Source organism: Pseudomonas sp. 1152_12 (assembly GCF_052850675.1).
In genome coordinates this window covers 324,035-347,446 of the sequence record NZ_VXCW01000004.1, presented here as the reverse complement: position 1 = coordinate 347,446, position 23,412 = coordinate 324,035, and the positions used below count along the sequence as shown (strand labels likewise).

The following is a 23,412-nucleotide window of genomic DNA, read 5'->3' as shown; positions in this document are numbered from 1 at the left end:
AGACATCGGGATGGCTGTTAAAAAAACGACTCAGAAAGAAGGCAGCTCGTGGATCGGGGAAGTTGAAAAATATTCCCGGAAGATCTGGCTTGCTGGTTTAGGCGTGTACTCGAAGGTTAGCAGTGACGGCGGTAAGTACTTCGAGACTTTGGTCAAGGACGGCGAGAAGGCCGAGAAGTTGACCAAGACCACAGTGGGTAAAAAAGTCGAGGCGGCAAAGGCGAGCGCAGGTTCTGCCAAGTCGAGCATTTCGGATACATGGGGCAAGTTGGAAGAGACGTTCGACAAACGCCTCAACAGTGCCATTTCGCGACTGGGCGTGCCCAGCAAGGCGGAATTGAAGACGCTGCACAGCAAGGTCGATACCCTGACCAAGCAAATCGAAAAACTCACCGGCGCCAAAGTGGCTCCGGCTAAAGCCGCTGCGGCTAAACCAACTGCCAAGCCTGCCGCTAAAACCGCTGCTGCAAAACCTGCAGCGAAATCTGCGGCCAAGCCTCTGGTTAAAGCTGCGGCCAAGCCGGCGGCCAAAGCTGCGGCTAAAGCCCCGGCTAAAGCCGCAGCCAAACCTGCGGCTAAAACGGCTGCTGCCAAACCGGCCGCCAAGTCCGCCGCTAAGCCAGTGGCCGCTAAAGCCGCAGCCAAGCCTGCCGCCAAACCGGCCTCCAAGGCAGCTGCCAAACCGGCGGCTAAAACCGCCGCTGCCAAACCTGCTGCTAAGCCTGCCGCAAAGCCGGCTGCGGTAAAAACTGTGGCTGCCAAACCAGCGGCAAAACCAGCCGCCAAGAAGCCCGCGGTAGCGAAAAAACCAGCAGCACCCAAGCCTGCCGTTGCGGCCAAACCTGCAACCCCAGCGCCGACTGCTTCGACAGCCAACTCGGTGTCCGCACCGACGCACGCGGCTACCCCGACTGCATCGCCGGTAATCCCGACGCCATCCAGTCAGTCCTGATTTTTTCAGGGCACAAAAAAACGCCCGGCCTGCAAAGGTCGGGCGTTTTTTTGCGCGTTTATAACAAGCCGGTTAGTTGTAAGTAATCGACACCGTCACGGCGCTGGCCAGGGTGCCTTGGGTGATCGCTACGCCGGTTTTATGGTAGGCCGCTGTAAGCGGTATCACGGCCTTTTTGGCGCTTGTCGCCACCTTACGGCTGCGCTGAGCGGGGGTGCCATTTGCGGGGATGGTGTACAGCGGCTCCCCGCGGTGTAGCAGCGTAAGGGCCGTGCCGTCCGACGTTCCCGTGTTGGCAAACAGTTTGGCGTTGCCGGTGGATGCCGTACCTGTGAACAGGAACGTGACGTCGCTTATGTCCGACTCGCAGTCGGCGGAAAGCTCGAAATCATGCGATCCCGCAGTGTCGCTCGCATCAAAGTCTGAAATCTTGGTAGTGGGCAGCTTAATGGTGCGATTCAAGTCACCTGCGGCCAAGTTACAGGTGCCGGCATTGACCCGCCCGGCAAAATTCAACGTGCCCGTTGTGGCGGCCTCGGCCGCGTTGGCGCTCAGACCAGCAGTGATTGCCAACAGCAGGGGCAGTATTCGGGTGTACATCAGTTATTCCTCAGGGGTTTCAGTTATAGGTAATGTTGACGGTGGCGGTACTGGCGAGCGAGCCTTGGCTGACTGCGCCGTTTTTGTGATAGGCCGCGGTTAGCGGCAAGACCGCGCGATTGCCGGATACCAGCACCGTGCGGGTGTTGCTGGGGCCATTGGCGTCAATGGTCTGGTTCGCTCCACCAATGCGCGAATACAGCCACAGCGCTACGCCGCCGGCCGTGCCCGTATTGGCAAAGAGCTGGTTATTGCCGGCAGCGGGCGTGCCGGAGAAGCTGAAGGTGATGCTCGATGCGTCGGTGCAATTGGCGCTCAGTTCGAAGTTTTCCGTGCCCGCGTAGTCGGCGTCTTTCAAAGCACCGACGTGTATAGCGGGGAGCTTGATGGTGCGGTTGACATCGCCGGTCGCGAGGTCGCAGGTGGCCGCAGGGCTGACGAACGTTACCGAGTTGTTGAGCTTGAGCTCAAAGTGGCCCAGGCGCTGCCCCACCGAGGTCATCATGTTGTAGGTGAAGATGCTTCCTGCCGGCACTACCCCGTTGGTTATCGGCCCGGTCTTGTAGAAGATCGCCTCGGCATTGGTGAAGACAGGATGGTTGCCGCTGCGCAGGTGGGTGGTGCCGCTTTTTAAGGCATAAAAGCCAGTCCACGGGCGCGCATCGGTGATTTTGATGCGGATGCCGACGCCTGGCGCCTCGGTGGGCTGGATAAGGCTTGGTAATGGGGGCGTGTTGTAGCGTGCGATGACCTGTACCAGCGTCATGCTGCGGCAGTTCATGAACCGGCCAGGCACGACGCCGCTGAAGGGCTGCTGGGTGATGATGCTGCCCACTGGCAGGTCGGCCGGTACGGTGACAGTGTCCGCAAGGGAGAGGCCATGCTCAGAGTTCATATAGCTCTCACACTCCGCTTGCGCAGCGATCGGCAAGCCGAACATCACCAATGATGAAATGAATAGCGTCGAGTGCTTCATCACGAACCCCTTACAGTCATTTGGCGGTTTTCGACAAGGCGCGCGGCAGGCCCTGCGGGCCGTACCTGCGCAATAATGGGCTCAGCGCCCTGGCAATGGCCTGCATCCAGATGACGCAAGCGGGCGCCGCCGAGTTGTTTGCCTGAGTCATAGCGGAGCCGACAGGTGGCATTGGCCTGTGAGCCCCACTGCACGGTCAGTTGCCCCTGTGCACGCGACACGCGCACAAACGCTTTACCGCCCTGGCCGACAATGCCGACGCTTGCGCCGTCCTCATCGAACACGTCCGCACCGAACGGCAACGGGCTGCCATCCTCGCGCAATGCCGTGATCAACAAAGCCTGGCCGCTGACGGTCTCGAACTGCAACTTCACGACTGAGCCTGCGCGTGGCGCCACGTTTTTGGAGGCGGTCTTGAGCTCCACGTCGACGGACAGGTCCTTGGGGTCCAGCTCGACCACGTTCTGGCGGTAGGGCGTGAGGTGCGGCACGACGGCGTAGCCGCTCTTGGCGACTTGTGCGCTGTGGCTGCCATTGATCCGAGCCCCTTGGGCGTCGGGTGCTTGCACGATACCCAGGGTATCGCCGAGCTCCGGGGCGAAGGTCACGCCGCCAGCGTGAGCGACCATGCCCCCCGTCACCCCGAACGAGGCCGAGCGGTAAGCGCTGCTCTGCCCATAACCGGCGGACAGCGCGGCATGGCTGGCCTGGTACCTCACGTCTGCACTGGTTGAGTTGCCACCGCCGTGCATGCGGCTGGTGCCCACGCCGTAGCTGAATTCGCTGCGTTCGCCAAGGCTGCCGCCCAGGGTGGCGCGCTCGCCGCTGCTTTGATCGCCGTGGTACACCGTGGTGGTCAGGGTCGGCGAACGCGCGCCGCTGCCCAGCGGTAGGCTCACGGTGAGATCAACTTGCTTGTCGACTCGGTCACTCAACAGATCGCGGTTGCGTTGTGCGCTGAGGGTGTAATGCAAGCCCTTCCAACTGCTGCTGTAACCTGCGCTGAAGGTCAGGCTGCCATTGGCGTGATTCCAGTGGTTCTGCGAAGAACCGGTGAGATACACCGAACCGTTGCCCAGGCTCTGATTGAGGCTTATGTCCATCCTGTCGCGCAGGTGCGGCACCTTGTCCAGGTTCAGCCCGTCGATGGCGAGGTCGCGAATGCGTGCGGCGTCGGCCACATTCAGGAAACCTTCAGTGGAATAGCGGTACGCGCCGAGGGCGAAGTGGGTGCCGGTGTCTGCGAAATTCTTGCTGTAGCGCAAGTGCACGCTTTGCCCTTCCCGTGAAGGGTTGCCTGGTAGATGGGCGTTCGAGTGGGTCAGGTCAAAAGACAGCGCACCGACTGCGGTGTTGAAGGCCGCCCCCAGCAACTGCGACTGGTAGTCATCGCAGAACACCGCGCCGGTGTAGCCTGTCAGCACATTATTCAGGCCGTGCTGGTAAGTGGCCTGAGTGAGCGTGGGTGGGTGATGCAGGCCGATCTCGTCCAGTTGGCCGACACTTAACGAGTAACGGTGATAGCCAGGTCGCAGCAGGTTGGCGTTGGCGGCGAACGGTACGATGAACTCGCGCTGGCGACCATCGGCCTCAGTGACTGTAACGGTGAGGTCGCCGCCATAGCCGGTGGGGAACAAATCGTTGAGTACGAATGGGCCGGGCGCTACCGACACTTCATCCAATAGCACGCCGCGCTGGCGCACGCTGACACGGGCGTTGGTCTGGGCGACACCGCGTACTACCGGGGCAAAACCGGTCTGCGAATCGGGCAGCATCCTGTCATCGCTGAACAGGCTGGCGCCGCGCAGACGCACACTGTCGAACAGCTCGCCGGGGGTGTAGATTTCGCCCGCCATCAGTTGCGATTGCAACGTGCTCAACTCGCGCTGCACATAGGTGGCGCCGCTTTGATAAGCCGAGCCGCTGGCTGAATGACTGTAGTTGCCGTTATGGCGCCAATGCCAGTCACCCAGATTGAGCCCGGTGTTGAGGCCCAGGTAATTGGAGCTGAGCGAATGGCCACTCGCCTGGGCCGCAAAGGTATTGGCGTTGTAGCGTACAAAGGCGGCGTCGATGCCGCCGTCCCAATGCTGCGGGTCAACGTAGCCCCGCGCCTTGCGCGCCAGGTAGATCTGCGGCACCTGCAGGTCCAGGCGGTTTTCGCCTGAATCAAATTGGCTGCTGGCCCCTGGCAGGTAGCTCGCAATATCGGCGCAGCGGGCGAACGGCGACGCCGGTGTACTTGGCGTTTCGGCGGACGGCAGCTCTACCGGCTCCACGTTAATGCCCAACCTTTGCAGCGCCTCAGGTTCCAGGCACAACTGTGCACTCTTGTGCCCCTCGACCGCGACGAAGGTCAAGGTTTCACGGCCTGCCCACTGGCCATTGAGGTGGACCTCGGTCCGGTAGCTGCCGGGCAGCACGACATTGCCTTGGCTGAACTTTGAAATATCGACTTGCATACCGGCTGCTCGGTCCGCAAAGAACGCTGGGTTGAACTCGGCGTGTTCGGCGCCAATGGCATGAGTGCCGCTCACCAGCAGCAGGCCAGGCACCACCAGCTTTAAACGATGACGTGGCAGGGGGCGGTTTCTTACGCTGGCTGGCGGATTAAAACGCATGTCTACAGTTCTCAAAAAATAGGGCCTATGCGAATTTCGGCATAGGGAGTCCCTGCCCTGATAAAAGGGCATCGACCAAAGGGGTGGGATGAGGCTTAGGTCAGGTGCCGGGAAACTACGGCGGCGGCACGCAGCGTGTCTTGACCGTCAGGGCGAGACCTCGGCGCTGTGAGGGACCTTTACGCCAAAGTCGTCGAGCGTCTGGAACTCGACGGACGCCGCAGTACTCGGCAGCAATTTGAGGCCAGGTAACTCAAAGCGAGTGCGGCCACCGGGGGGCACCATGTTCTCAGCGCCCGAGGCTGCTGGTTCGCGCACATGACGCTGCCCCGCTGCCAGTACTGTGATCTGATCGAACGTCACGTGATAAGGGCTTGGGTTGTGCACTTCCAAGGCCAGGCCATGCTCGGTCGAGACGCGTCGCCACTGCAGTTTTGCTGGCGCTGCCTTGGCGTCGTAAGGCAGGTTTGACGGACGGTAAAACAGCTTGATCCGCGAGCGAAAGGCCAACTGCAACTGATTGCTCTGCCCGGACTCTTGTGACTGGGAAGGCACCTCCAGCAGGTTGAACCAGAACAGGCTTTCTTGGGACGCCGGCAAGGTTTCGCCTGTATACGCCAGGCGCACAACCTGTTGTTTGCCCGGCTCCATGCGGAAAATCGGCGGCGTGACCACAAAGGGTATGCCTGCCAGCTCCGGTGTTGAGTGTTCATCGCCGCTGTCTATCCATGTCTGGACCAGTACCGGTGCCTGGTTTTTGCTCTCAAGCCTGAGCGTGGCCTCCTTGTCGTCTTGCGGGTAAATAATCCGGGTGTTGTGGATGACTACGCTCGCCTGAGCGACGCTGGTACCGAACAGCACAAATACCATCGCCATGAGCTTGGCAGGCAGGTAGGAAATGAAAGACGCATTCATGAGAAAGGTCATCCTGCGGATGAAGGGCTGAGGCCAGCGGAATGACGCACGCGGGCGCCAAAATCGCTGACGGTGGTGAACTCGACTGTGCTCGCGCTGGTGGGGCGATTGCGCAGCAGGGGCAACACAAACAGTTTCACGTCACCGCCTGGCATTAACAGGCTGTCATTCGCGCCTTTGTTCGCCGCTTTGCTGAATCGCTTGCCATCGCTCAGCAAGTCGATTGAAGCCAGGGAAATATGGTACGGCGTGGGGTTGGTAGCCTGCAGGGCGAGGCCTTGTTCGTGGGCTACCAGTTTCCATTGCAGTTTTGCCGGGGCGCTGCCGACCGGATAGGGCAACGCCTGCGGTCTTAGAAAGACGCGCAAGCGCGTACGAAACGACAGTTCAATCTGATTTTTCTGCGCGGTATCGGTAGCGAGCGGTGGCACTTCCAGAACGTTCAGCCAAAACAGGCTTTCGCGATTGGTGGGCAATGCCTCGCCGGAATAACGCAGGCGCAGCGCCTGTTGCTGGTGAGGCTCAATACGCAAGATCGGTGGTGAAACGTTGAACGGCGTTTGCGTCGTCGCTGGCGTGGAGTGGCGGTCGCCATTGTCCAGCCAGGCTTGCACCAGCGCAGGCAGCGGCCCCTTATTCTCCAGGCGTACCGCGACCTCTTGTTGTTGCGCGGGGTAGATCACGCGTGTGCCATGAATAATCACGCCTGCGTGGGCGGGTGGGGCCAGCAGCGATAACAATCCGCATGCACAGATGGCAAGTACCAGGCGGGTCATTTTGTTCATAGTCAGAAGCGCTCTTCGAATCGGCAAAGGGGCCTGCGGTGCAGCTGCAGGCCCGTTGTATACAAGGTTGCGGCAGCCCTATTCGGCGTACTCGATCAGAAAGCCAACGCGGGTCTTGACTGTGCCTTCGGTGGCGGGTGCGCTGGCGTACATTTGCGCAGCCAACGGAATAACCGCCTGGTTGTCGGCGATCACCACGCCTGCGGATTTTTCGGTGTAGACGTGAATGGGTGAGCCATCTCGATTAGTCACTTCGACTTGTACGTTCTTAGCCGTGGTGGTGTCGGACGGGTCATCGTGTCCGTCGATATTCAAGCGCCCGCTGGCCACATCAATGGCCGGGCTGGTCGGATCAAAGGCAACCATCGCGGTGCGCCCGTTGGTGCAACTGCCTTCGCCTGGCGCACCGACACGAATGGTGAAGCCGGTCAGGTTGGCTCGACTGCCTGCGCTTGCCAGGCGTGCGGCAGAGACACCGCCCAAGTTGACGTCCTTGACCACTGCGCCGGTGCCCGGTGCTGCACCTTCGACTGTGCAGGTCACATCGGTGACCAGGCCGCTGAAATTGATAATGCCGTCCATTGCATCGGCAGGCTGCGAGAGCGCAGCGGTCAAGGCCAGAGCGGCTGCAAGGGGGGATAAAACATTGGCTTTCATGACATTCCCAGTGGTGAGTTACCTGTGCCGCTTAATTTGTATCTAAACGTTAATGGGCTCTATAGAGAAGTCACGAGTTTTAGGTCGAGAATGTTCGAAAGTGTGCTGTTTTGATTAAGGTTTGTTCGGGCGTACGACAGGAGTTTATAAAGGCGAGTAGGAACAGGCTGTCAGGTATTACTGTAAGGCAATGCAAAGCAGATGGAGGTGCCATATTGATCCCCCTGTTTGGCTGGGCTATACCGGACTCGCAACAGTGAAAGAGTGTGTGGGGTGCTGCATTTACTTATGCGAGCCGAACAATGCCTATTTCAATTTCCGACCCGTATACCGTGATGCTGTTAGATAACCATGCGATGGTTCGCCAGGGTATCGAGCTGTGTCTGAGCAAAGAGGCCGACCTCGCTGTCATCGGCTCCTTCGGTACAGGCAGGGAATTGCTCGAGGCCTTGGCTCGGCGGCCAGCCGATGTGGTGGTGATGGACTTCATCCTGGCGCCCTCGGAGATCGATGGCCTCAGCCTGCTGCAGGCGCTGAACAGACGTTTCAGCGCCTGCAGGCCTTTGATTGTGTGTTCACACTACACGCCCGCCACCGTTTCGTTGTCCTTAAAGGCCGGGTGTTGGGGAATACTCGGCAAAACCCAGGACTTGGCCGAGTTGATCACGGCTATTCGAACGGTCGCTCACGGACGGATTTATCTGCAGCCCTGTATGGTGCCAGTCTTACAGGGTATGCAATCGATGCTTGATGCCACGATGATCAAGTCGCATAAAGACTTTGCACCACCGTTGCGTGTGAGTACCTGCCTTACGCCTAAGGAACAGGAAGTGTTGCGTTGTGTGCTTGATGGCATGTCGGTAAGTTTTATTGCGGCAAAGTTTTCGCGCAGTGCAAGTACCATCAGTACGCAAAAGCAATCGGCCTATCGAAAGTTAGGCATCAAGAATGACAGTGAACTGTTTAAGTTCAACCAGCAGTTTGGCGAGCCTGGCTGAGTATTAATCCGGATCGTCCAGATAACGCAGTGCCAGCCGCTCCGTCGCCTGCCGCGCCGGTAACAACAAGTGCGGCGCCACCAGCATCATGATCTGGTACACCACCACGCGCACCTCGCCTTCGCGGTCGAGGATTCGCTGGTAGTCCAGCGAAAACAGCAGAGTCATGGTGATCTGCTCCACCAATTGCCCCAGCGCCTGGGTGTCACTGACCAGTTGTCCCGCCGCCTTGAGTCGCGCCAGCAGCGAAGCCAGTGTTCGCTTCAGGGCGGTCAGCAAGTTGCGTATGCCTTTGGCCAGCTTCGGCAGGCGTCCCGCCAAGTTCGACAAATCCTGAAATAGAAACCGGTAATGGGCCATGCGCTCGACGATCAAGTGCAGGAACAGCCAGTAATCCTCGGCGCTGAGCTGCGCGTGCGCGGGTGGGTCGAGCAGCGGCGCCAGTTCATTTTGAAAGCGCTCGAACAGCCCGAGCACCAACGGTTCCTTGCCATGGAAGTGGTAGTAGAGGTTGCCGGGGCTGATCCCCATTTCATTGGCCACCTCCATGGTCGACACGTTCGGCTCGCCCTTGTGGTTGAACAACTGCAGGGCACATTCAAGGATACGGTCGCGGGTCTTCATCCAGTCTTCTTAATCTGTTCGTTGAGCTCAGCGCACGTGCACGTAAGTGCCCGGCGCCGCTTCCATCGGTGGGTAATTCTGGTTGCCCAAGGCAGTCAGGGTTTCGCGCTGCACGCCGCAGCGTTGTTGAATCCATTCCAGCCACTGCGGCCACCAGCTGCCTTCGACATGGTTGGCGTCGTAGTACCAGGCGCGCGGGTCGCTGCTCAGCTTGGGGTTTTCGACGTAATTGGCCTTGGGGTTGCCCGGCGGGTTGAGGATGCTCTGTACATGCCCGCTGTTGGACAGCACGAAGCGCCGCTCACCGCCAAGCAATTGCGTGGAGCGATACACCGCGTCCCACGGCGTGATGTGGTCGTTGATGCCGGCCACGCTGAAGCTGTCCACCGTGACTTTTTGCAAGTCGATGGGCGTGCCGCACACTTCCAGCCCACCGGGATGGCTCAACGGGTTGTGCTTGAAAAAATCCAGCAGGTCGCCATGCAGCGCGGCAGGCAAGCGCGTGTTGTCGTTGTTCCAATACAGGATGTCGAAGGCCGGCGGCTCCTTGCCCAGCAAGTAATTGTTGACCCAGTAGTTCCAGATCAAGTCGTTGGGGCGCATCCAGGCAAACACCTTGGCCATGTCGCGGCCGTCCAGCACGCCTTGCTGGTAGGACCGGCGCTTGGCAGCTTCCAGTGTTTGTTCATCGGCAAACAGGGTAGCGGGGCTGTCAATCTGGCTGTCCAGCAGGCTCACCAGGTAGCTGGCGCTGGAGATGCGTCGCAGTTGGCGCTTGGCTTGCAGGTGGCCCTGCAGCGCGGCAATGGTCAAGCCACCGGCGCAGGCGCCCATCAGGTTGACCTCACGGGCACCGGTAATCGCCCGGCACACGTTGAGCGCTTCTTCCAGCGCGGCGACGTAGGTTGAAAGCCCCCATTCGCGATGACGCACATCCGGGTTGCGCCAGCTGACCATAAACGTTTGCAGGCCATTTTTCAGCGCGTACTGCACAAAGCTGTTGGCCGGGCTGAGGTCGAAAATGTAGTACTTGTTGATTTGCGGCGGCACGATCAACAGGGGCTTGGCGTACTGTTTTTCGCTCATGGGCTTGTACTGGATCAGCTCCAGCAGATCGTTGCGAAATACCACCGAGCCGGGTGTGGTCGCCACGCTCTTGCCGACCTCGAATGCGTGTTTGCTGACCTGACGAGGCAGGCCGTTGTTATGCAGCAAATCATCAAACAGGTTGCTCACGCCACGCACCACGCTGTTGCCGCCGGAGTTGAGCAGCTCCTTGACGGCCAGTGGGTTGAGCAAGGTGTTGGAGGGCGACACGGCGTCATTGAGCAGGGCGAACGCGAAGTGCGCGCGGGCGCGGTCATCCGCGTTGAGGGTGCTGTCGTCAATCCAGTGGCGGGTTTGTTTTTGCCAGCTCAAATAGGCTTGCAGGCTACGCCGGTACAGCGGGTTGAGCGTCCAGGTTGGGTCGACGAAGCGTGCGTCGTTGGGGTTGGGCTCATGCACGGTCTCGCCGAGCAACACGCGGCCGAGCTGGCCGCCCAGCGCCAGCGCGTGACGCGCGGTGTGCATCGGGTTGCGCAAGCCATGGGCGGCGACGCTGCGCAGGGTTGTCAGCAAGTCCCGACCGCGCAGGCCGGTGATCGCATTTTGCGCATTGACGAACACGGCAGGGGTGGGCGCCGGGTTCGTCACGGGTCTTTCTCGCATGAGCCAACACTCCTTCGTCAAGGCAACAACAGGCACGCCAACTCAGAACCATAGTCGGTTCTCGGCAAGTTGCGCGGCGGTCTAGTCCTTACACCGCCGGTCGCGGGTGAATCACCGCCCGCAGGCGCTCCTCTTCGAGAAACTTCATGATGATAGGCGCCACGGCTTCCGCCCGGGTAATCAGGAACAGGTGGCCGTCATCGATGATGTGCAACTGCGCATTCGGAATACGCCAAGCCAGCATGCGCATATTGATCAGCGGGATCAGCGGGTCGTCATCGCCCGCCAGCACCAGGGTCGGTTGTCGGATCTTGTGCAGCCAATGAATACTGGTCCAGCCCAGTCCCGCAAACAGCTGCCAGTAGTAACCGAGCTTGCCGGCCGAGCGCACTTTGCTGGCGTGCTCGGCGGCAAGCTTTGCATCGCGGCGGAACGAGCCGCCATAAATCATCGGTGCGATGCGCACCACGTGGGATGGTTGGATATAACGCCGGGGGCTTGCCATCAGCCACAGCACTTTGGGTTTGCCCGGCACCATAAACGCACCTGCAGCGGTGGCGGCGAGAATCAGTTTTTTGCAGCGTTCCGGGTAGTCATAGGCGAACTGTTGCGCCAGCGCACCGCCCCAGGACACTCCCACGGCATTCACTTGGCCATAGTCGAGGTAATCGAGCATGCGCGCGGTGAGTTTGGCCAGGCCGGGAAAGCGATAGGGTCGATTGGGCGTCGAGGAACCGCCTACGCCTGGTACATCGAAGGCGATCACTTCCAAATCCGGGTCCAGCGCCTGGACGAACGGAAACACCAGCTCAAGGTTGGCGCCGATGCCGTTGAAGATCAGCAGCGGCGTCAAGTGAGGTTTGCCCGGGCGTACCGCCGTGCGGAGGGTCTGGCCATCCAGGTCGATGGTACGGAAGATGAACGGTTGCGGCATGCTCAAGCCCTGTGGAGTGGCGCGATTTATCTGTAGGAACTCGGTCTATGTGGGGGCTGGCTTGCCTGCGATGGCATTCTGTCACTTACCCATTAGTTGGCTGGCATACCGCTATCGCAGGCAAGCCAGCTCCCACATTGATCTCACTTCAACTACACAATTTGCTTATCGTTCATGCACATAAGTACCCGGCGCCGCCTCAGCTGCGGCATAGGTTTTGTTACCTAAGTTTGTAGGTGCTTTCTTCAGTTTTCCCGCGCGGTCCGCCTGCCAGGCCTGCCAATGCAGCCACCACGAGTCAGTATGCTTGGTCGCATTCTCCTGCCACTCGAGCGCCTTGCCCGCCAGGCCATCACTGGTCTGGTAGCGCGCCTTGGGGTTGCCTGGCGGGTTGAGAATGCTCTGGATATGCCCGCTGCTGGACAACACAAACTCGACCTTGCCACCAAACAGTTGCGCCGACTTGTAGCAAGACTGCCACGGTGTGATGTGGTCGTTGGTGCCGGCCAGGGAGTAGATGTCGGCGGTGACCTGTTTGAGGTCGATCGGCGTGCCGCACACCTCCAAGGCATTGGCGCGCACCAGCGGGTTGTTCTTGAACAGTTCGATCAGGTCGCCGTGGAAGGCTGCGGGCAGGCGCGTGGTGTCGTTGTTCCAGAACAGGATGTCGAACACCGGCGGCTCGTTGCCGAGTAGGTAGTTATTGACCCAGTAGTTCCAGATCAAATCATTGGGGCGCATCCAGGCAAACACCTTGGCCATGTCGCGGCCTTCCAGCACACCGGCCTGATAGGAGTGGCGCTTGGCCGCTTCGAGGGTCTGTTCGTCGACAAATAACGCCACCTGGGTATCCAGCGTGGTGTCCAGCACGCTCACCAGCAAGGTCAGGGCGTTGACCTTCTTTTCACCCAGCGCCGCGTAGTGGCCGAGCAGTGCGGTGCAGGTGATGCCGCCGGAGCAGGCGCCGAGCATGTTGATGTCTTTGCTGCCGGTAATCGCCGTGACCACATCGACCGCTTCCTTCAACGCTTCAATGTAGGTCGACAGGCCCCACTCGCGTTGAGCCTTGGTCGGGTTACGCCAACTGACGATAAATGTCTGCTGGCCATTGCGCAGGCAGAAGCGTGCCAGGCTCTTTTCCGGGCTCAGGTCGAATACATAGAATTTGTTGATCTGCGGCGGCACCACAAGCAAAGGGCGCTCGTGCACCTGTTCGGTGATCGGCTTGTACTGGATCAGTTCCAGTACGTCGTTGCGAAAGACCACGGCGCCTTCTGTGGTGCCCAGGGTCTTGCCGACTTCAAAGGCACCCATGTTGACCTGGCTTGGCATGCCGCCGTTGTGCACCATGTCCTTGGCCAGATGGGACAAGCCATCGAGCAGGCTTTTGCCGCCGGTTTCAAAGAAGCGTTTGACCGCCGCCGGGTTGGCCGCGCTGTTGGTGGGGGCCATGGCTTCGGTCATCAGGTTGATCACGAAGTGGCCGCGGCTGATGTCCTGCTCCGACAGGTTACTGTCGCCGATCCAGTCGTGCAGTTCCTTGCGCCACGCCAGGTAGGTTTGCAGGTAGCGTTTATAGAGCGGGTTCTGGCTCCAGGCTGGGTCGTTGAAGCGACGGTCATCGCCTTCGGGCGCCAGCGCGGATTTACCGAACATCACGTTCTTCAATTCGACGCCAAAATGCGCGACGTGCTTGACGCTGTGCAACGGTTGCTTGATGGCTTGGGTCAGCACCATCTTCGCCGAGGCTAATAAGTCCTTTTTTCGTAACGCGATGATCGGGTTCAGCCCCAGGGTGTTTTCCGAGGCCTGGCGTTTCAAGTCATCGTTATTCTTGTTACTCATCTACGACGCTCCATTGTCCGAAAGACGAGTACCGGCGATTGCTGCGCACTCAATTTCGATACGCGACACCAGCCTGGTACTGCGACTCGGGTGACCGTAAATACCGCATCGTCAAATGCAGGGAACTTGCCAGTTCCATTGGTTACCCGAGTTTAATTTTTTTCGCAAGCGGGCCAATCGTTGACCACGCGAGAGGGCATTCAAACAGATGAAATTAGAAAATGCCTTCTAAAGAGCAAGACGCCCGAGTTAGAGCATCAGCCGTACAACCGACTCACTTGGGTCGCGGGTTTTGCCAGCGGCTTTGAGTTCAGCAAGATAGTCGGCCCACAGCGCGTCCTGACGCACGGCCAACTGGTAGAGGTAGTCCCAGGTGAACAGTCCGCTGTCATGCCCGTCGTCGAAGGTCAATTTCAGTGCGTACTGGCCGGCCGGTTCTATCTTGATCAACCGGACGTTGAGCTTGCCGAATTGCAGGATCGGTTTGCCGTGGCCCTGGACCTCGGCGGAAGGCGAGTGGGTGCGCAGCAGTTCAGCAGAGAGCTGGTAGACCTCGTCGGGCCCGTAGGTGAGGCCGAGGGTGTTGGAGGTTTTATGCAGGTTTACAGCGGTAGGAAATTTCGACATTGGCGATGATCCTGAAGGAACCGGCTCAAAAATGTGGGAGGGGGCAAGCCCCCTCCCACATTAAAGCAAAGCGGTCCTGAGTGAGGCTTACAGGATATAACGAGACAGGTCCTCGTTCTGCGCCAATTCGCCCAGGTGGCTGTTGACGTAGTCGGCGTCGATCTTGATCGCTTCGCCATTCTGCGAACCGGCCATGTCGCCAGCGCTGAAGGACACTTCTTCCAGCAGGCGCTCAAGCAAGGTGTGCAGACGACGCGCACCAATGTTCTCGGTCTTCTCGTTGACCTGCCAGGCAATCTCCGCCAAACGCTTGATACCGTCGGGCAAGAATTCGATGCCCAGGCCTTCGGTTTTCAACAGCTCGCGGTACTGCTCGGTGAGCGAGGCATGCGGCTCGCTGAGGATGCGCTCAAAGTCGCCCGGGGTCAGCGCCTTGAGTTCCACGCGAATTGGCAGACGGCCTTGCAGCTCCGGCACCAGGTCGCTTGGCTTGCTCAGGTGGAATGCACCGGAGGCGATAAACAGGATGTGGTCGGTCTTGACCATGCCCAGCTTGGTGTTCACGGTGCAGCCTTCGATCAGCGGCAGCAGGTCACGCTGGACGCCTTCGCGGGATACATCGACGCCGCCGGAGTTGCCACGCTTGGCCACCTTGTCGATCTCGTCAATAAACACGATGCCATGTTGCTCGACGGCTTCCAGGGCCTTGGCCTTGAGTTCTTCCTCATTCACCAGGCGCCCGGCCTCTTCGTCGCGCACCAGTTTCAACGCTTCCTTGACCTTGAGCTTGCGGCTTTTCTTCTTGCCCTTGCCCATGTTGGCGAACAGGTTCTGCAACTGGCTGGTCATTTCTTCCATGCCAGGCGGTGCTGAGATATCGACGCCGGAGACTTCGGCGACTTCGATCTCGATTTCCTTGTCATCCAGCTGGCCTTCACGCAGGCGCTTGCGGAATAGCTGGCGGGTGTTGGAATCGGACGACGGTGCGGCATCTTCGTTGAAACCCATGCGTGCCGGTGGCAGCAGGGCGTCGAGAATGCGCTCTTCGGCGGCGTCTTCGGCGCGGTGGCTGACCTTGGTCATTTCCTGTTCGCGCAGCAACTTCAGGGCGGCGTCGGCCAGGTCACGGATGATCGACTCGACGTCACGGCCCACATAGCCCACTTCGGTGAACTTGGTGGCTTCGACCTTGATGAACGGGGCGTTGGCCAGCTTGGCCAGGCGCCGGGCGATCTCGGTTTTACCGACGCCGGTAGGGCCGATCATCAAGATGTTCTTCGGGGTTACTTCAACGCGCAATTCTTCGGGCAGTTGCATCCGGCGCCAGCGGTTACGCAGCGCAATGGCAACGGCGCGCTTGGCATCGTCCTGGCCGATGATATGGCGATTAAGTTCATGGACGATTTCGCGGGGAGTCATTGACATAGTGTTTGGCGGCCTCAAGCGGGAATAAGCCTACGGCTTATTCGGCGAGGTCCTGCTCCTCAATGGTGAAGTTGTGGTTGGTGAACACGCAGATGTCGCCGGCAATGCCCAAGGCAGTCTCGACGATTTCATGGGCCGACAGGTCGGTTTTCTTCAACAGTGCGCTGGCTGCAGCCTGGGCGTAGCCACCGCCGGAACCCATGGCGATCAAGCCATGTTCAGGCTCAACCACGTCGCCGTTACCGGTGATGATCAAGGAAGCGTCTTTGTTGGCAACGGCCAGCATGGCTTCCAGGCGGCTGAGGGTACGGTCGGTGCGCCATTCTTTGGCGAGTTCGACAGCGGCGCGTACGAGGTGGCCCTGATGTTTTTCCAGCTGGCCTTCGAAACGCTCGAAAAGGGTGAAGGCGTCGGCGGTAGCGCCGGCAAAGCCCGCGAGAACCTGGCCGTGGTACAGGCGACGCACTTTTTTCGCGTTGCCTTTCATCACGGTGTTGCCAAGGGAAACCTGGCCGTCGCCGCCCATGACGACTTTGCCGTGGCGACGTACTGAAACGATGGTGGTCAAGGGGAGAGTCTCCACGCAGCGGGGCGAAAATGCCCTGATGGAATCTCATATGGGGGTGGCGGGGGGGATTTCAACCGTAGGGGCGTGTGGCGGACGAGTGGTGTTTATAACTCTTACACCTTCTCAAGCACACCTCAAAACCAAATGCGGGAGGGGGCTTGCCCCCGATGGCGGCGCATCAGGCGCCAAAAATAGTGACTGATCTACCGCTATCGGGGGCAAGCCCCCTCCCACATTTTGATCCGCGTTGACTCTGAATCAGCGGCTCTGGCGTTGTTGTAACAACAGGTTGCTAAACCCGGCGCCGGCCAGCTGCTTCTGCGCCACTGTCAGCTGTTCACGGTTGCTGAACGGCCCCACCAGCACGCGATACCAGGTCGCGTCCTTCACCGTACCGGACTCCACCGTCACCGTCTGGCCCAGCAGAATAATCTGCGCCCGTACGCGATCCGCATCCGCCTGTTTGGGGAACGAGCCCGCTTGCAGGAAGAACTTGGTTACCGGTGCCGCTTTGGTCTGTGCAACCGGCGGTGGCGGCGGTGGGGTGATCCCGGCCAGCGCCGCTTGAGCGCGTGCGGTGTCGATTTTCGCCGCTTCCGCAGGCGTCACCGGTGTGGTCGGTACTTGCGGTGTCGGCAGGGTTTTCTCCGGCACGGCGTCGGGCGGCACGATCACTTCCGATTCGGGCAGCAGCGTATAGAAGTCGTACTTCGGCTTCACCGGCGCGGTCGGGCTCGGCGCCGTCTTGTTGGCTTCGGCCATTTTCGTGGCTTTCTGCTGCTCTTGCTTGACGCGCTTGACGTCATCGCCCTTGCCCGGTTCCAGCTTCATCAGAATCACGACAAACGCACCGACCGCCAGGCCGATGGCCATCCACAACCAGCCCGGAATCGGCTTCTTCGCCGGGGCTTGATAGCGGCTGGCGCCGCGCTTGGGTGCAGGTTTTTTCTTGGCAGCCAACTTACATACGCTCCAGGGTTTCCAGGCCTAACAATTCCAGGCCTTGCTTGAGGGTCCGTCCAGCCAGTGCGGCGAGGCGCAGGCGACTTTGCTTCTGGGCTTCGTCGTCGGCGGTGAGGATCGGGCAGTTCTCGTAGAAGCTGGAGAACAGACCGGCGACTTCATACAAATAGGTGCAGAGGATATGCGGGGTGCCTTTCTCACCGACGCTGTTCAGCACTTCGCCGAATTGTGCCAGTTTGGCCGCCAGTTCCTGTTCGTGAGGAGCATCGAGCACGATCTGGCCTTCAACTTCGCTGAAGTCCTTGCCCAGCTTGCGGAACACACCGGCCACGCGGGTGTAGGCGTACAGCAGGTACGGCGCGGTGTTGCCTTCGAAGTTGAGCATCAGTTCGAAGTTGAAGCTGTAGTCGCTGGTGCGGTGCTTGGACAGGTCGGCGTATTTCACCGCGCCAATGCCCACCACGCGGGCGATGTTGCGCAGCTCGGCTTCGGCCAGCTCCGGGTTCTTTTCCTTCACCAGGTTGTAGGCACGCTCCTGGGCTTCGTTCAGCAGGTCGATCAGCTTGACGGTGCCGCCGTCGCGGGTCTTGAACGGGCGGCCGTCGGCGCCGTTCATGGTACCGAAGCCCATGTGTTCCATGTGCATCGGGTGGGTGACGAAACCTGCACGGCGTGCCACTTCAAACACCTGCTGGAAGTGCAGGGCTTGGCGCTGGTCGACGAAATACAGCGCGCGGTCGGCTTTCAGCACGCCGCTGCGGTAACGCACGGCCGCCAGGTCGGTGGTGGCGTAGAGGTAGCCGCCATCGGCCTTGACGATGATCACCGGCAGCGGCTCGCCGTCGGCGGTCTTGAATTCTTCGAGGAACACGCACTGCGCGCCGTTGCTCTCCACCAGCAGGCCCTTGGCCTTGAGGTCGTTGACCACGTTGATCAGGTCGTCGTTGTAGGCACTTTCGCCCATCACGTCGGCCATGGTCAGCTTCACGTTGAGCAACTCGTAGATTTCCTGGCAGTGCGACAACGAGATCTCGCGGAAGCGGCCCCACAGCGCCAGGCATTCCTTGTCACCGGCTTGCAGTTTGACCACCAGGCCACGGGCGCGATCGGCGAATTCTTCGGATTCGTCAAACCGCTTTTTGGCCGCGCGGTAGAAGTTTTCCAAGTCCGCCAGCTCGTTGCTGGTGATTGGGTTTTCCTGCAGGTAGGCCATCAGCATGCCGAACTGGGTGCCCCAGTCGCCCACGTGGTTCTGACGGATTACGGTGTCACCCAAGAACTCCAGCACCCGGGCCACGCCGTCGCCAATGATGGTCGAACGCAAGTGGCCGACGTGCATCTCTTTGGCCAGGTTAGGCGCCGACAGGTCAATCGCCACGCGCTCCAGCGGGCCGGCCTTGTGCACACCGATTTTGGCGTCGGCCAGGGCGGCGTCCAGGCGCGAAGCCAGTGCCTGGGTGTTCTGGAAGAAGTTGATAAAACCTGGGCCGGCGATTTCAGCCTTGGTGACACTCTCGTCAGCCGGCAGCGCTGCGATGATTTTTTCCGCCAGGTCGCGCGGCTTCAGGCCCGCAGGCTTGGCCAGCATCATCGCGATGTTGCTGGCGAAGTCGCCGTGGGTCTTGTCGCGGGTGTTTTCCACCTGGATCACCGGCGTCAGGCCTTCAGGCAACACACCTTCGTTGACGAGTTGGGTGAGGGCTTGTTGGATCAGCTGGCGAATGGTGTCTTTCATGGTGTTCTCTTTCGACCGCAAGCGGCGGCGCGCGATGCGCAGGTGGAAAAACTCGGCATTATCCGTGGCGAGGGCGGGCTTGCCAACCGTTCAGACCAGATGGCAGACCTGCGGGCCTCATCGCGGGCAAGCTCGCTCCCACATTTAAGGGCGTTCACATTTCAAAATGTGGGCGCTGGCTTGCCAGCTATCAATACAAATCTACCGGGTCCACATCCAGAGACCATCGCACTTGGCGGCCGCTGGGCATTTGCTCCAAGGCAAGCAACCAGCTACTTAATAGCCGATGCAGCGGTGCGCGGGAGATTGCCTGCAAGAGTAACTGAGCGCGATAACGCCCCGCACGGCGTTCCATGGGCGCCGGCACCGGGCCGAGCAATTCGATGCCGGTCAGACCCAGTTCGCCGAGCAAACGTTCGGCGGCGCTGCACGCCTCATCCAGAAAACTTTCTGCCTGCCCCGGTTTGTGGGCTTCGGCGCGCAGCAACGCCAAATGGGAAAAGGGCGGCAGGCCAGCGGCGCGGCGTTCGCTCAGCGCCTGTTCAGCGAAGGCAAAGTAGCCCTGTTCTGTCAGCTGGATCAGCAGCGGATGGTCGGCCAGGTGCGTCTGGATAATCACTCGGCCCGGCTCTTCAGCGCGCCCCGCGCGGCCTGCCACCTGCACAATCAACTGCGCCATGCGCTCGCTGGCGCGAAAGTCACCGGAAAACAGGCCGCCGTCGGCATCCAGGATCGACACCAGCGTCACCCGTGGAAAGTGGTGCCCTTTGGCAAGCATCTGCGTGCCGATCAGAATGCACGGCTGGCCTTTCTGAATGGTCGCGAACAGTTGGTTCATCGCGTCTTTGCGCGAGGTGCTGTCGCGGTCAACGCGCAGCACCGGGTAATCCGGGAACAGAATGCCCAGGCGCTCTTCGGCGCGCTCGGTGCCCGCACCCACCGGGCGCAAATCGACTTTGCCGCATTGCGGGCAGTGGCGTGGCACCCGCTCCACATGCCCGCAGTGGTGGCAGCGCAACTCGCCATGGCGCTGGTGCACCGTCATGCGCGCATCGCAGCGTTCGCACTCCGACATCCAGCCGCAGTCATGGCACAGCAGCGTCGGCGCAAAGCCTCGGCGGTTGAGAAACACCAGCACTTGCTGGCCCGCGGCGAGGGTCTGGCCGATGGCTTGTTGCATCGGCCCGGAAATGCCGCTGTCCAGCGGACGGCTTTTTACATCCAGACGCAGGAAACGCGGTTGCTTGGCGCCGCCTGCACGCTCGTTCAGGCGCAGGAGCCCGTAACGGCCGGTGTAGGCATTGTGCAGGCTTTCCAGGGACGGCGTGGCCGAGCCCAGCACAATCGGGATGTCTTCCTGGCGTGCGCGTACCAGCGCCAAGTCGCGGGCGTGGTAGCGCAGGCCTTCCTGCTGTTTATAGGAGCCGTCGTGCTCCTCGTCGATGATGATCAGCCCAGGGTTTTTCATCGGCGTGAACAGGGCCGAGCGGGTGCCGATAATAATGTCGGCCTCGCCGTCCCGCGCCGCCAGCCAGGACTCCAGGCGCTCACGGTCGTTGACCGCCGAATGCACCAGGGCGATGCGCGCATTGAAGCGTTGTTCGAAGCGCGCCAGGGTTTGCGGGCCCAGGTTGATCTCGGGGATCAGTACCAGCGCCTGCTTGCCGGCTTGCAGGGTTTCGCGGATGAGCTGTAAATAGACTTCGGTCTTGCCGCTGCCAGTCACACCCGCCAGCAGGAACGCGTGGAAGCTGTCTGCGCCTGCGCGGATTGCTTCATAAGCGGCACGTTGTTCGGGGTTCAGCGGCAGTTCGGGCTGGGCCAGCCAGTGTTCGTGGCGCGGGTCCGGGGCGTGCTTGCGGATTTGCACCTGCACCAAACCTTTGGCCAGCAGCAGGTCCAGGCTGTCTTTGCTCAGCATCAGCTTGCTTAGTAGCTGATGAGCCACGCCGTGTGGATGCTGCGCCAAGGTCGCCAGGGCTTCACGCTGGCGCGGCGCGCGGGCAATGCGCGGGTCGTCGAGGCGCGCGCCGGGCACTATCGACCAGAAGCGTTCCTGGCGGGCTTCGGCCAATTCGCCCTGACGCAACAGCACCGGCAGCGCCCAGCTCAAGGTGTCGCCGAGGCTATGCTGGTAATACTGCGCGGTCCACAGGCACAGCTTGAACAAGGCTGGCGGTAGCGGCGCGGTCGTGTCGAGGATCGCTATGGCGGGCTTGAGTTTCTCAGCGGGCACTTCGCTGTGATCGGCAACTTCTACCAGGACGCCGATCATTTCTCGGCGCCCGAACGGCACCCGCACCCGCATACCTGGCTGCAACTGCGCCCGCAGCACGCCGGCCGGAGCTCGGTAGTCGAACAGGCGGCGCAGGGGTGAGGGCAGGGCTAGGCGCAAAATGGCGTCGGGCACGCGAGGGGTCTCATCTATAAGGGCAGGCAGTGGCGCAAGGGCGGGAGCCTAGCAGACAGGGGAAGGCTTGGGGTAGCCGATAGTTTTCTGATGAAAGGGGCTTTTATGTGGGGAAACGGCGGGAGGCGGAGCTTGCGCGTTTAAAAAGGTCTGGTAGAATCCGCGGCCTAATTACGTGCGGTATTCGACAATAGTGTCGAGTGGCGGCACGCTAGCCCGAGGAAGTCACCATGAAAGCCGATATCCATCCAGCGTACGAAACCATCGAAGTAACCTGCAGCTGCGGCAACAAGTTCGAAACGCGTTCGAACCTGTGCAAGCCACTGGGTACTGACGTATGCAACGAGTGCCACCCGTTCTACACCGGTAAGCAGAAAACTCTGGACACCGGCGGTCGTGTACAGCGCTTCGCAGATCGCTTTGGTGCTTTCGGCAAGAAGGCTGCTACTCCAGCAGAGTAAGCCTCAAGAGCCTTTTTGGCTTTTGCCGGCTGTTGAAAAAGGCGTCCCTTGTGGACGCCTTTTTTGTGCTTGTGCTTTAGCGATACGTCGCTAAACCCGATATTTAACAAAAAATTGTAGACATTTTTTAAGTTGATTGTGAACAGTTGAGCCCTTGTATCCCGTGACTCTTGGCCAAAAGTCGTAGCGCAGGGCCCTTGACACCCGTGACTGCCCAGTCTTGTGGGGACTTTGCGACACGCGTATCCTCGGCGGTCCGTCGACCAACAGTAAAAGCGGAATGCCGATATGTCTGATTTGAAAACTGCCGCTCTCGAATATCACGCCCATCCTCGTCCAGGAAAGCTGAGTGTAGAGCTCACCAAAGCCACTGCCTCCGCCCGCGACCTGTCGCTGGCCTACAGCCCTGGCGTTGCCGAGCCCGTACGTGAAATCTTCCGCGACCCTGAACTGGCGTACAAGTACACCGGCAAAGGCAACCTGGTTGCAGTGATTTCCGATGGCACCGCGATTCTCGGCCTGGGCAACCTCGGCCCATTGGCTTCCAAGCCAGTCATGGAAGGTAAAGGCGTGCTGTTCAAGCGCTTTGCCGGCATCGACGTTTTCGACATCGAAGTCGAATCCGAAAGCCCGCAGGCCTTCATCGACACCGTAAGGCGCATTTCCATCACGTTCGGTGGCATCAACCTGGAAGACATCAAGTCTCCTGAGTGCTTCGAGATCGAAAAGGCCCTGATTGAACAGTGCAAAATCCCGGTATTCCACGATGATCAGCACGGCACCGCAATCGTGACGGCGGCCGGCATGATCAACGCCCTGGAAATCGCCGGTAAAACCCTGGCTGACGCTCAGATCGTCTGCCTGGGCGCTGGTGCTGCGGCCATCTCCTGCATGAAGTTGCTGGTGAGCATGGGCGCCAAGCTGGAAAACATCTTCATGGTCGACAGCAAGGGCGTTGTTCAGTCCGAGCGTACCGACCTGAACCAGTACAAGGCGATGTTTGCCCACGCGACCGAGAAGCGCACCCTGGCTGACGCCTTGAACGGTGCAGACGTGTTCGTTGGCCTGTCCGGCCCGAACCTGCTCAGCGCCGAAGGCCTGAAGTCCATGGCGGCCAACCCGATCGTGTTCGCCTGCTCCAACCCTGACCCGGAAATCACCCCGGAACTGGCGCACGCCACCCGTGACGACGTGATCATGGCCACCGGCCGTTCGGACTACCCGAACCAGGTCAACAACGTACTGGGCTTCCCGTTCATCTTCCGTGGCGCCTTGGACGTTCGCGCCAAGCGCATCAACGAAGAGATGAAAGTGGCTGCCGCCAACGCCCTGCGCGAACTGGCCAAGCTGCCGGTGCCTCAGGAAGTCTGCGACGCCTACGGTGGTATCAAATTGGAGTTCGGTCGTGAGTACATCATTCCGAAACCAATGGATAAGCGCCTGATCACCCTGATCTCCGATGCCGTGGCCAAAGCCGCGATCGAGACCGGTGTGGCTACCCTGCCGTATCCGAAGCACTACCCGCTGAAAAGCGTGGATGATGTGTTCAACGGCTAAGCCGTTGTAGCGCACCAACAAAAAGCCCCGGCTCTTGCGAGTCGGGGCT

Annotated in this window: 20 protein-coding genes; 4 read left to right on the top strand and 16 right to left on the bottom strand. The window is 60.1% G+C overall.

Going from position 1 to position 23,412, the window contains the following annotated elements:
• The first annotated feature begins 10 nt into the window (after positions 1-10).
• Entirely contained in the window at positions 11-952 is a 942-nt protein-coding gene (locus FW764_RS09400; RefSeq protein WP_446433691.1) for a phasin family protein, read from the top strand.
• Positions 953-1,024: 72 nt separating this feature from the next.
• Here the strand turns inward: FW764_RS09400 and FW764_RS09395 are convergent, their stop codons facing one another.
• The 6 genes from FW764_RS09395 to FW764_RS09370 all read right to left on the bottom strand — a co-directional run bounded on the left by FW764_RS09395 (position 1,025) and on the right by FW764_RS09370 (position 7,506).
• Positions 1,025-1,552 (bottom strand): fimbrial protein, encoded by a 528-nt coding sequence (locus FW764_RS09395; protein WP_446433690.1) that lies wholly within the window; start codon positions 1,550-1,552, stop codon positions 1,025-1,027.
• A 19-nt stretch (positions 1,553-1,571) separates the two neighbouring features.
• Positions 1,572-2,528 (bottom strand): fimbrial protein, encoded by a 957-nt coding sequence (locus FW764_RS09390; protein ID WP_446433689.1) that lies wholly within the window; start codon positions 2,526-2,528, stop codon positions 1,572-1,574.
• Complete coding sequence (locus FW764_RS09385; protein WP_446433688.1) at positions 2,528-5,149, bottom strand: fimbria/pilus outer membrane usher protein; 2,622 nt, start codon at positions 5,147-5,149, stop codon at positions 2,528-2,530. The genes FW764_RS09390 and FW764_RS09385 overlap by 1 nt, the downstream gene beginning before the upstream one ends.
• Positions 5,150-5,296: 147 nt before the next feature.
• The gene (locus FW764_RS09380) at positions 5,297-6,064 is read right to left on the bottom strand and encodes a fimbrial biogenesis chaperone (RefSeq protein WP_446433687.1); all 768 of its coding nucleotides are present in this window, start codon (positions 6,062-6,064) and stop codon (positions 5,297-5,299) included.
• An 8-nt stretch (positions 6,065-6,072) separates the two neighbouring features.
• Positions 6,073-6,849: a fimbrial biogenesis chaperone gene (locus tag FW764_RS09375; protein WP_446433686.1), complete on the bottom strand. Its 777-nt coding sequence runs from the start codon at positions 6,847-6,849 to the stop codon at positions 6,073-6,075.
• Positions 6,850-6,927: 78 nt separating this feature from the next.
• A complete protein-coding gene (locus FW764_RS09370) occupies positions 6,928-7,506 on the bottom strand; it encodes a fimbrial protein (RefSeq protein WP_446433685.1) in 579 nt (192 codons plus the stop codon).
• Between the two features lie 335 nt (positions 7,507-7,841).
• Here FW764_RS09370 and FW764_RS09365 point away from each other — a divergent pair, with 335 nt between their 5' ends.
• Complete coding sequence (locus FW764_RS09365) at positions 7,842-8,504, top strand: response regulator (RefSeq protein ID WP_446433812.1); 663 nt, start codon at positions 7,842-7,844, stop codon at positions 8,502-8,504.
• Positions 8,505-8,507: 3 nt separating this feature from the next.
• Here FW764_RS09365 and FW764_RS09360 read toward each other — a convergent pair whose 3' ends face one another.
• The 10 genes from FW764_RS09360 to FW764_RS09315 all read right to left on the bottom strand — a co-directional run bounded on the left by FW764_RS09360 (position 8,508) and on the right by FW764_RS09315 (position 21,345).
• A complete protein-coding gene (locus FW764_RS09360) occupies positions 8,508-9,128 on the bottom strand; it encodes a TetR/AcrR family transcriptional regulator (RefSeq protein ID WP_407021386.1) in 621 nt (206 codons plus the stop codon).
• 27 nt (positions 9,129-9,155) lie between these two features.
• Positions 9,156-10,838, bottom strand: coding sequence for a class II poly(R)-hydroxyalkanoic acid synthase (phaC, locus tag FW764_RS09355; RefSeq protein ID WP_446433684.1), 1,683 nt, complete (start codon positions 10,836-10,838; stop codon positions 9,156-9,158).
• Positions 10,839-10,926: 88 nt separating this feature from the next.
• Positions 10,927-11,772 carry a poly(3-hydroxyalkanoate) depolymerase gene (gene phaZ / locus FW764_RS09350; protein ID WP_083355664.1) on the bottom strand — a complete coding sequence of 282 codons (846 nt, stop codon included), beginning with the start codon at positions 11,770-11,772 and terminating at the stop codon, positions 10,927-10,929.
• A gap of 165 nt (positions 11,773-11,937) precedes the next feature.
• The gene (gene phaC / locus FW764_RS09345; RefSeq protein ID WP_446433683.1) at positions 11,938-13,617 is read right to left on the bottom strand and encodes a class II poly(R)-hydroxyalkanoic acid synthase; all 1,680 of its coding nucleotides are present in this window, start codon (positions 13,615-13,617) and stop codon (positions 11,938-11,940) included.
• Between the two features lie 249 nt (positions 13,618-13,866).
• Positions 13,867-14,244, bottom strand: a complete 378-nt coding sequence (locus tag FW764_RS09340; RefSeq protein ID WP_446433682.1) for a gamma-butyrobetaine hydroxylase-like domain-containing protein — start codon at positions 14,242-14,244, stop codon at positions 13,867-13,869.
• Between the two features lie 87 nt (positions 14,245-14,331).
• Complete coding sequence (hslU, locus tag FW764_RS09335; RefSeq protein ID WP_083355661.1) at positions 14,332-15,669, bottom strand: ATP-dependent protease ATPase subunit HslU; 1,338 nt, start codon at positions 15,667-15,669, stop codon at positions 14,332-14,334.
• Between the two features lie 37 nt (positions 15,670-15,706).
• Positions 15,707-16,237: an ATP-dependent protease subunit HslV gene (gene hslV / locus FW764_RS09330; protein WP_446433681.1), complete on the bottom strand. Its 531-nt coding sequence runs from the start codon at positions 16,235-16,237 to the stop codon at positions 15,707-15,709.
• Positions 16,238-16,495: 258 nt separating this feature from the next.
• Positions 16,496-17,197 carry an SPOR domain-containing protein gene (locus tag FW764_RS09325; RefSeq protein WP_446433680.1) on the bottom strand — a complete coding sequence of 234 codons (702 nt, stop codon included), beginning with the start codon at positions 17,195-17,197 and terminating at the stop codon, positions 16,496-16,498.
• 1 nt (position 17,198) lies between these two features.
• Entirely contained in the window at positions 17,199-18,935 is a 1,737-nt protein-coding gene (gene argS, locus FW764_RS09320) for an arginine--tRNA ligase (RefSeq protein ID WP_446433679.1), read from the bottom strand.
• 190 nt (positions 18,936-19,125) lie between these two features.
• A complete protein-coding gene (locus tag FW764_RS09315) occupies positions 19,126-21,345 on the bottom strand; it encodes a primosomal protein N' (protein WP_446433678.1) in 2,220 nt (739 codons plus the stop codon).
• 230 nt (positions 21,346-21,575) lie between these two features.
• Between FW764_RS09315 and rpmE the strand changes: the two genes are divergently transcribed.
• Both rpmE and FW764_RS09305 read left to right on the top strand, forming a co-directional pair.
• Positions 21,576-21,806, top strand: a complete 231-nt coding sequence (rpmE, locus tag FW764_RS09310) for a 50S ribosomal protein L31 (RefSeq protein ID WP_017738861.1) — start codon at positions 21,576-21,578, stop codon at positions 21,804-21,806.
• Between the two features lie 288 nt (positions 21,807-22,094).
• Positions 22,095-23,363, top strand: coding sequence for a malic enzyme-like NAD(P)-binding protein (locus FW764_RS09305; RefSeq protein WP_446433677.1), 1,269 nt, complete (start codon positions 22,095-22,097; stop codon positions 23,361-23,363).
• Positions 23,364-23,412 lie beyond the last annotated feature (49 nt).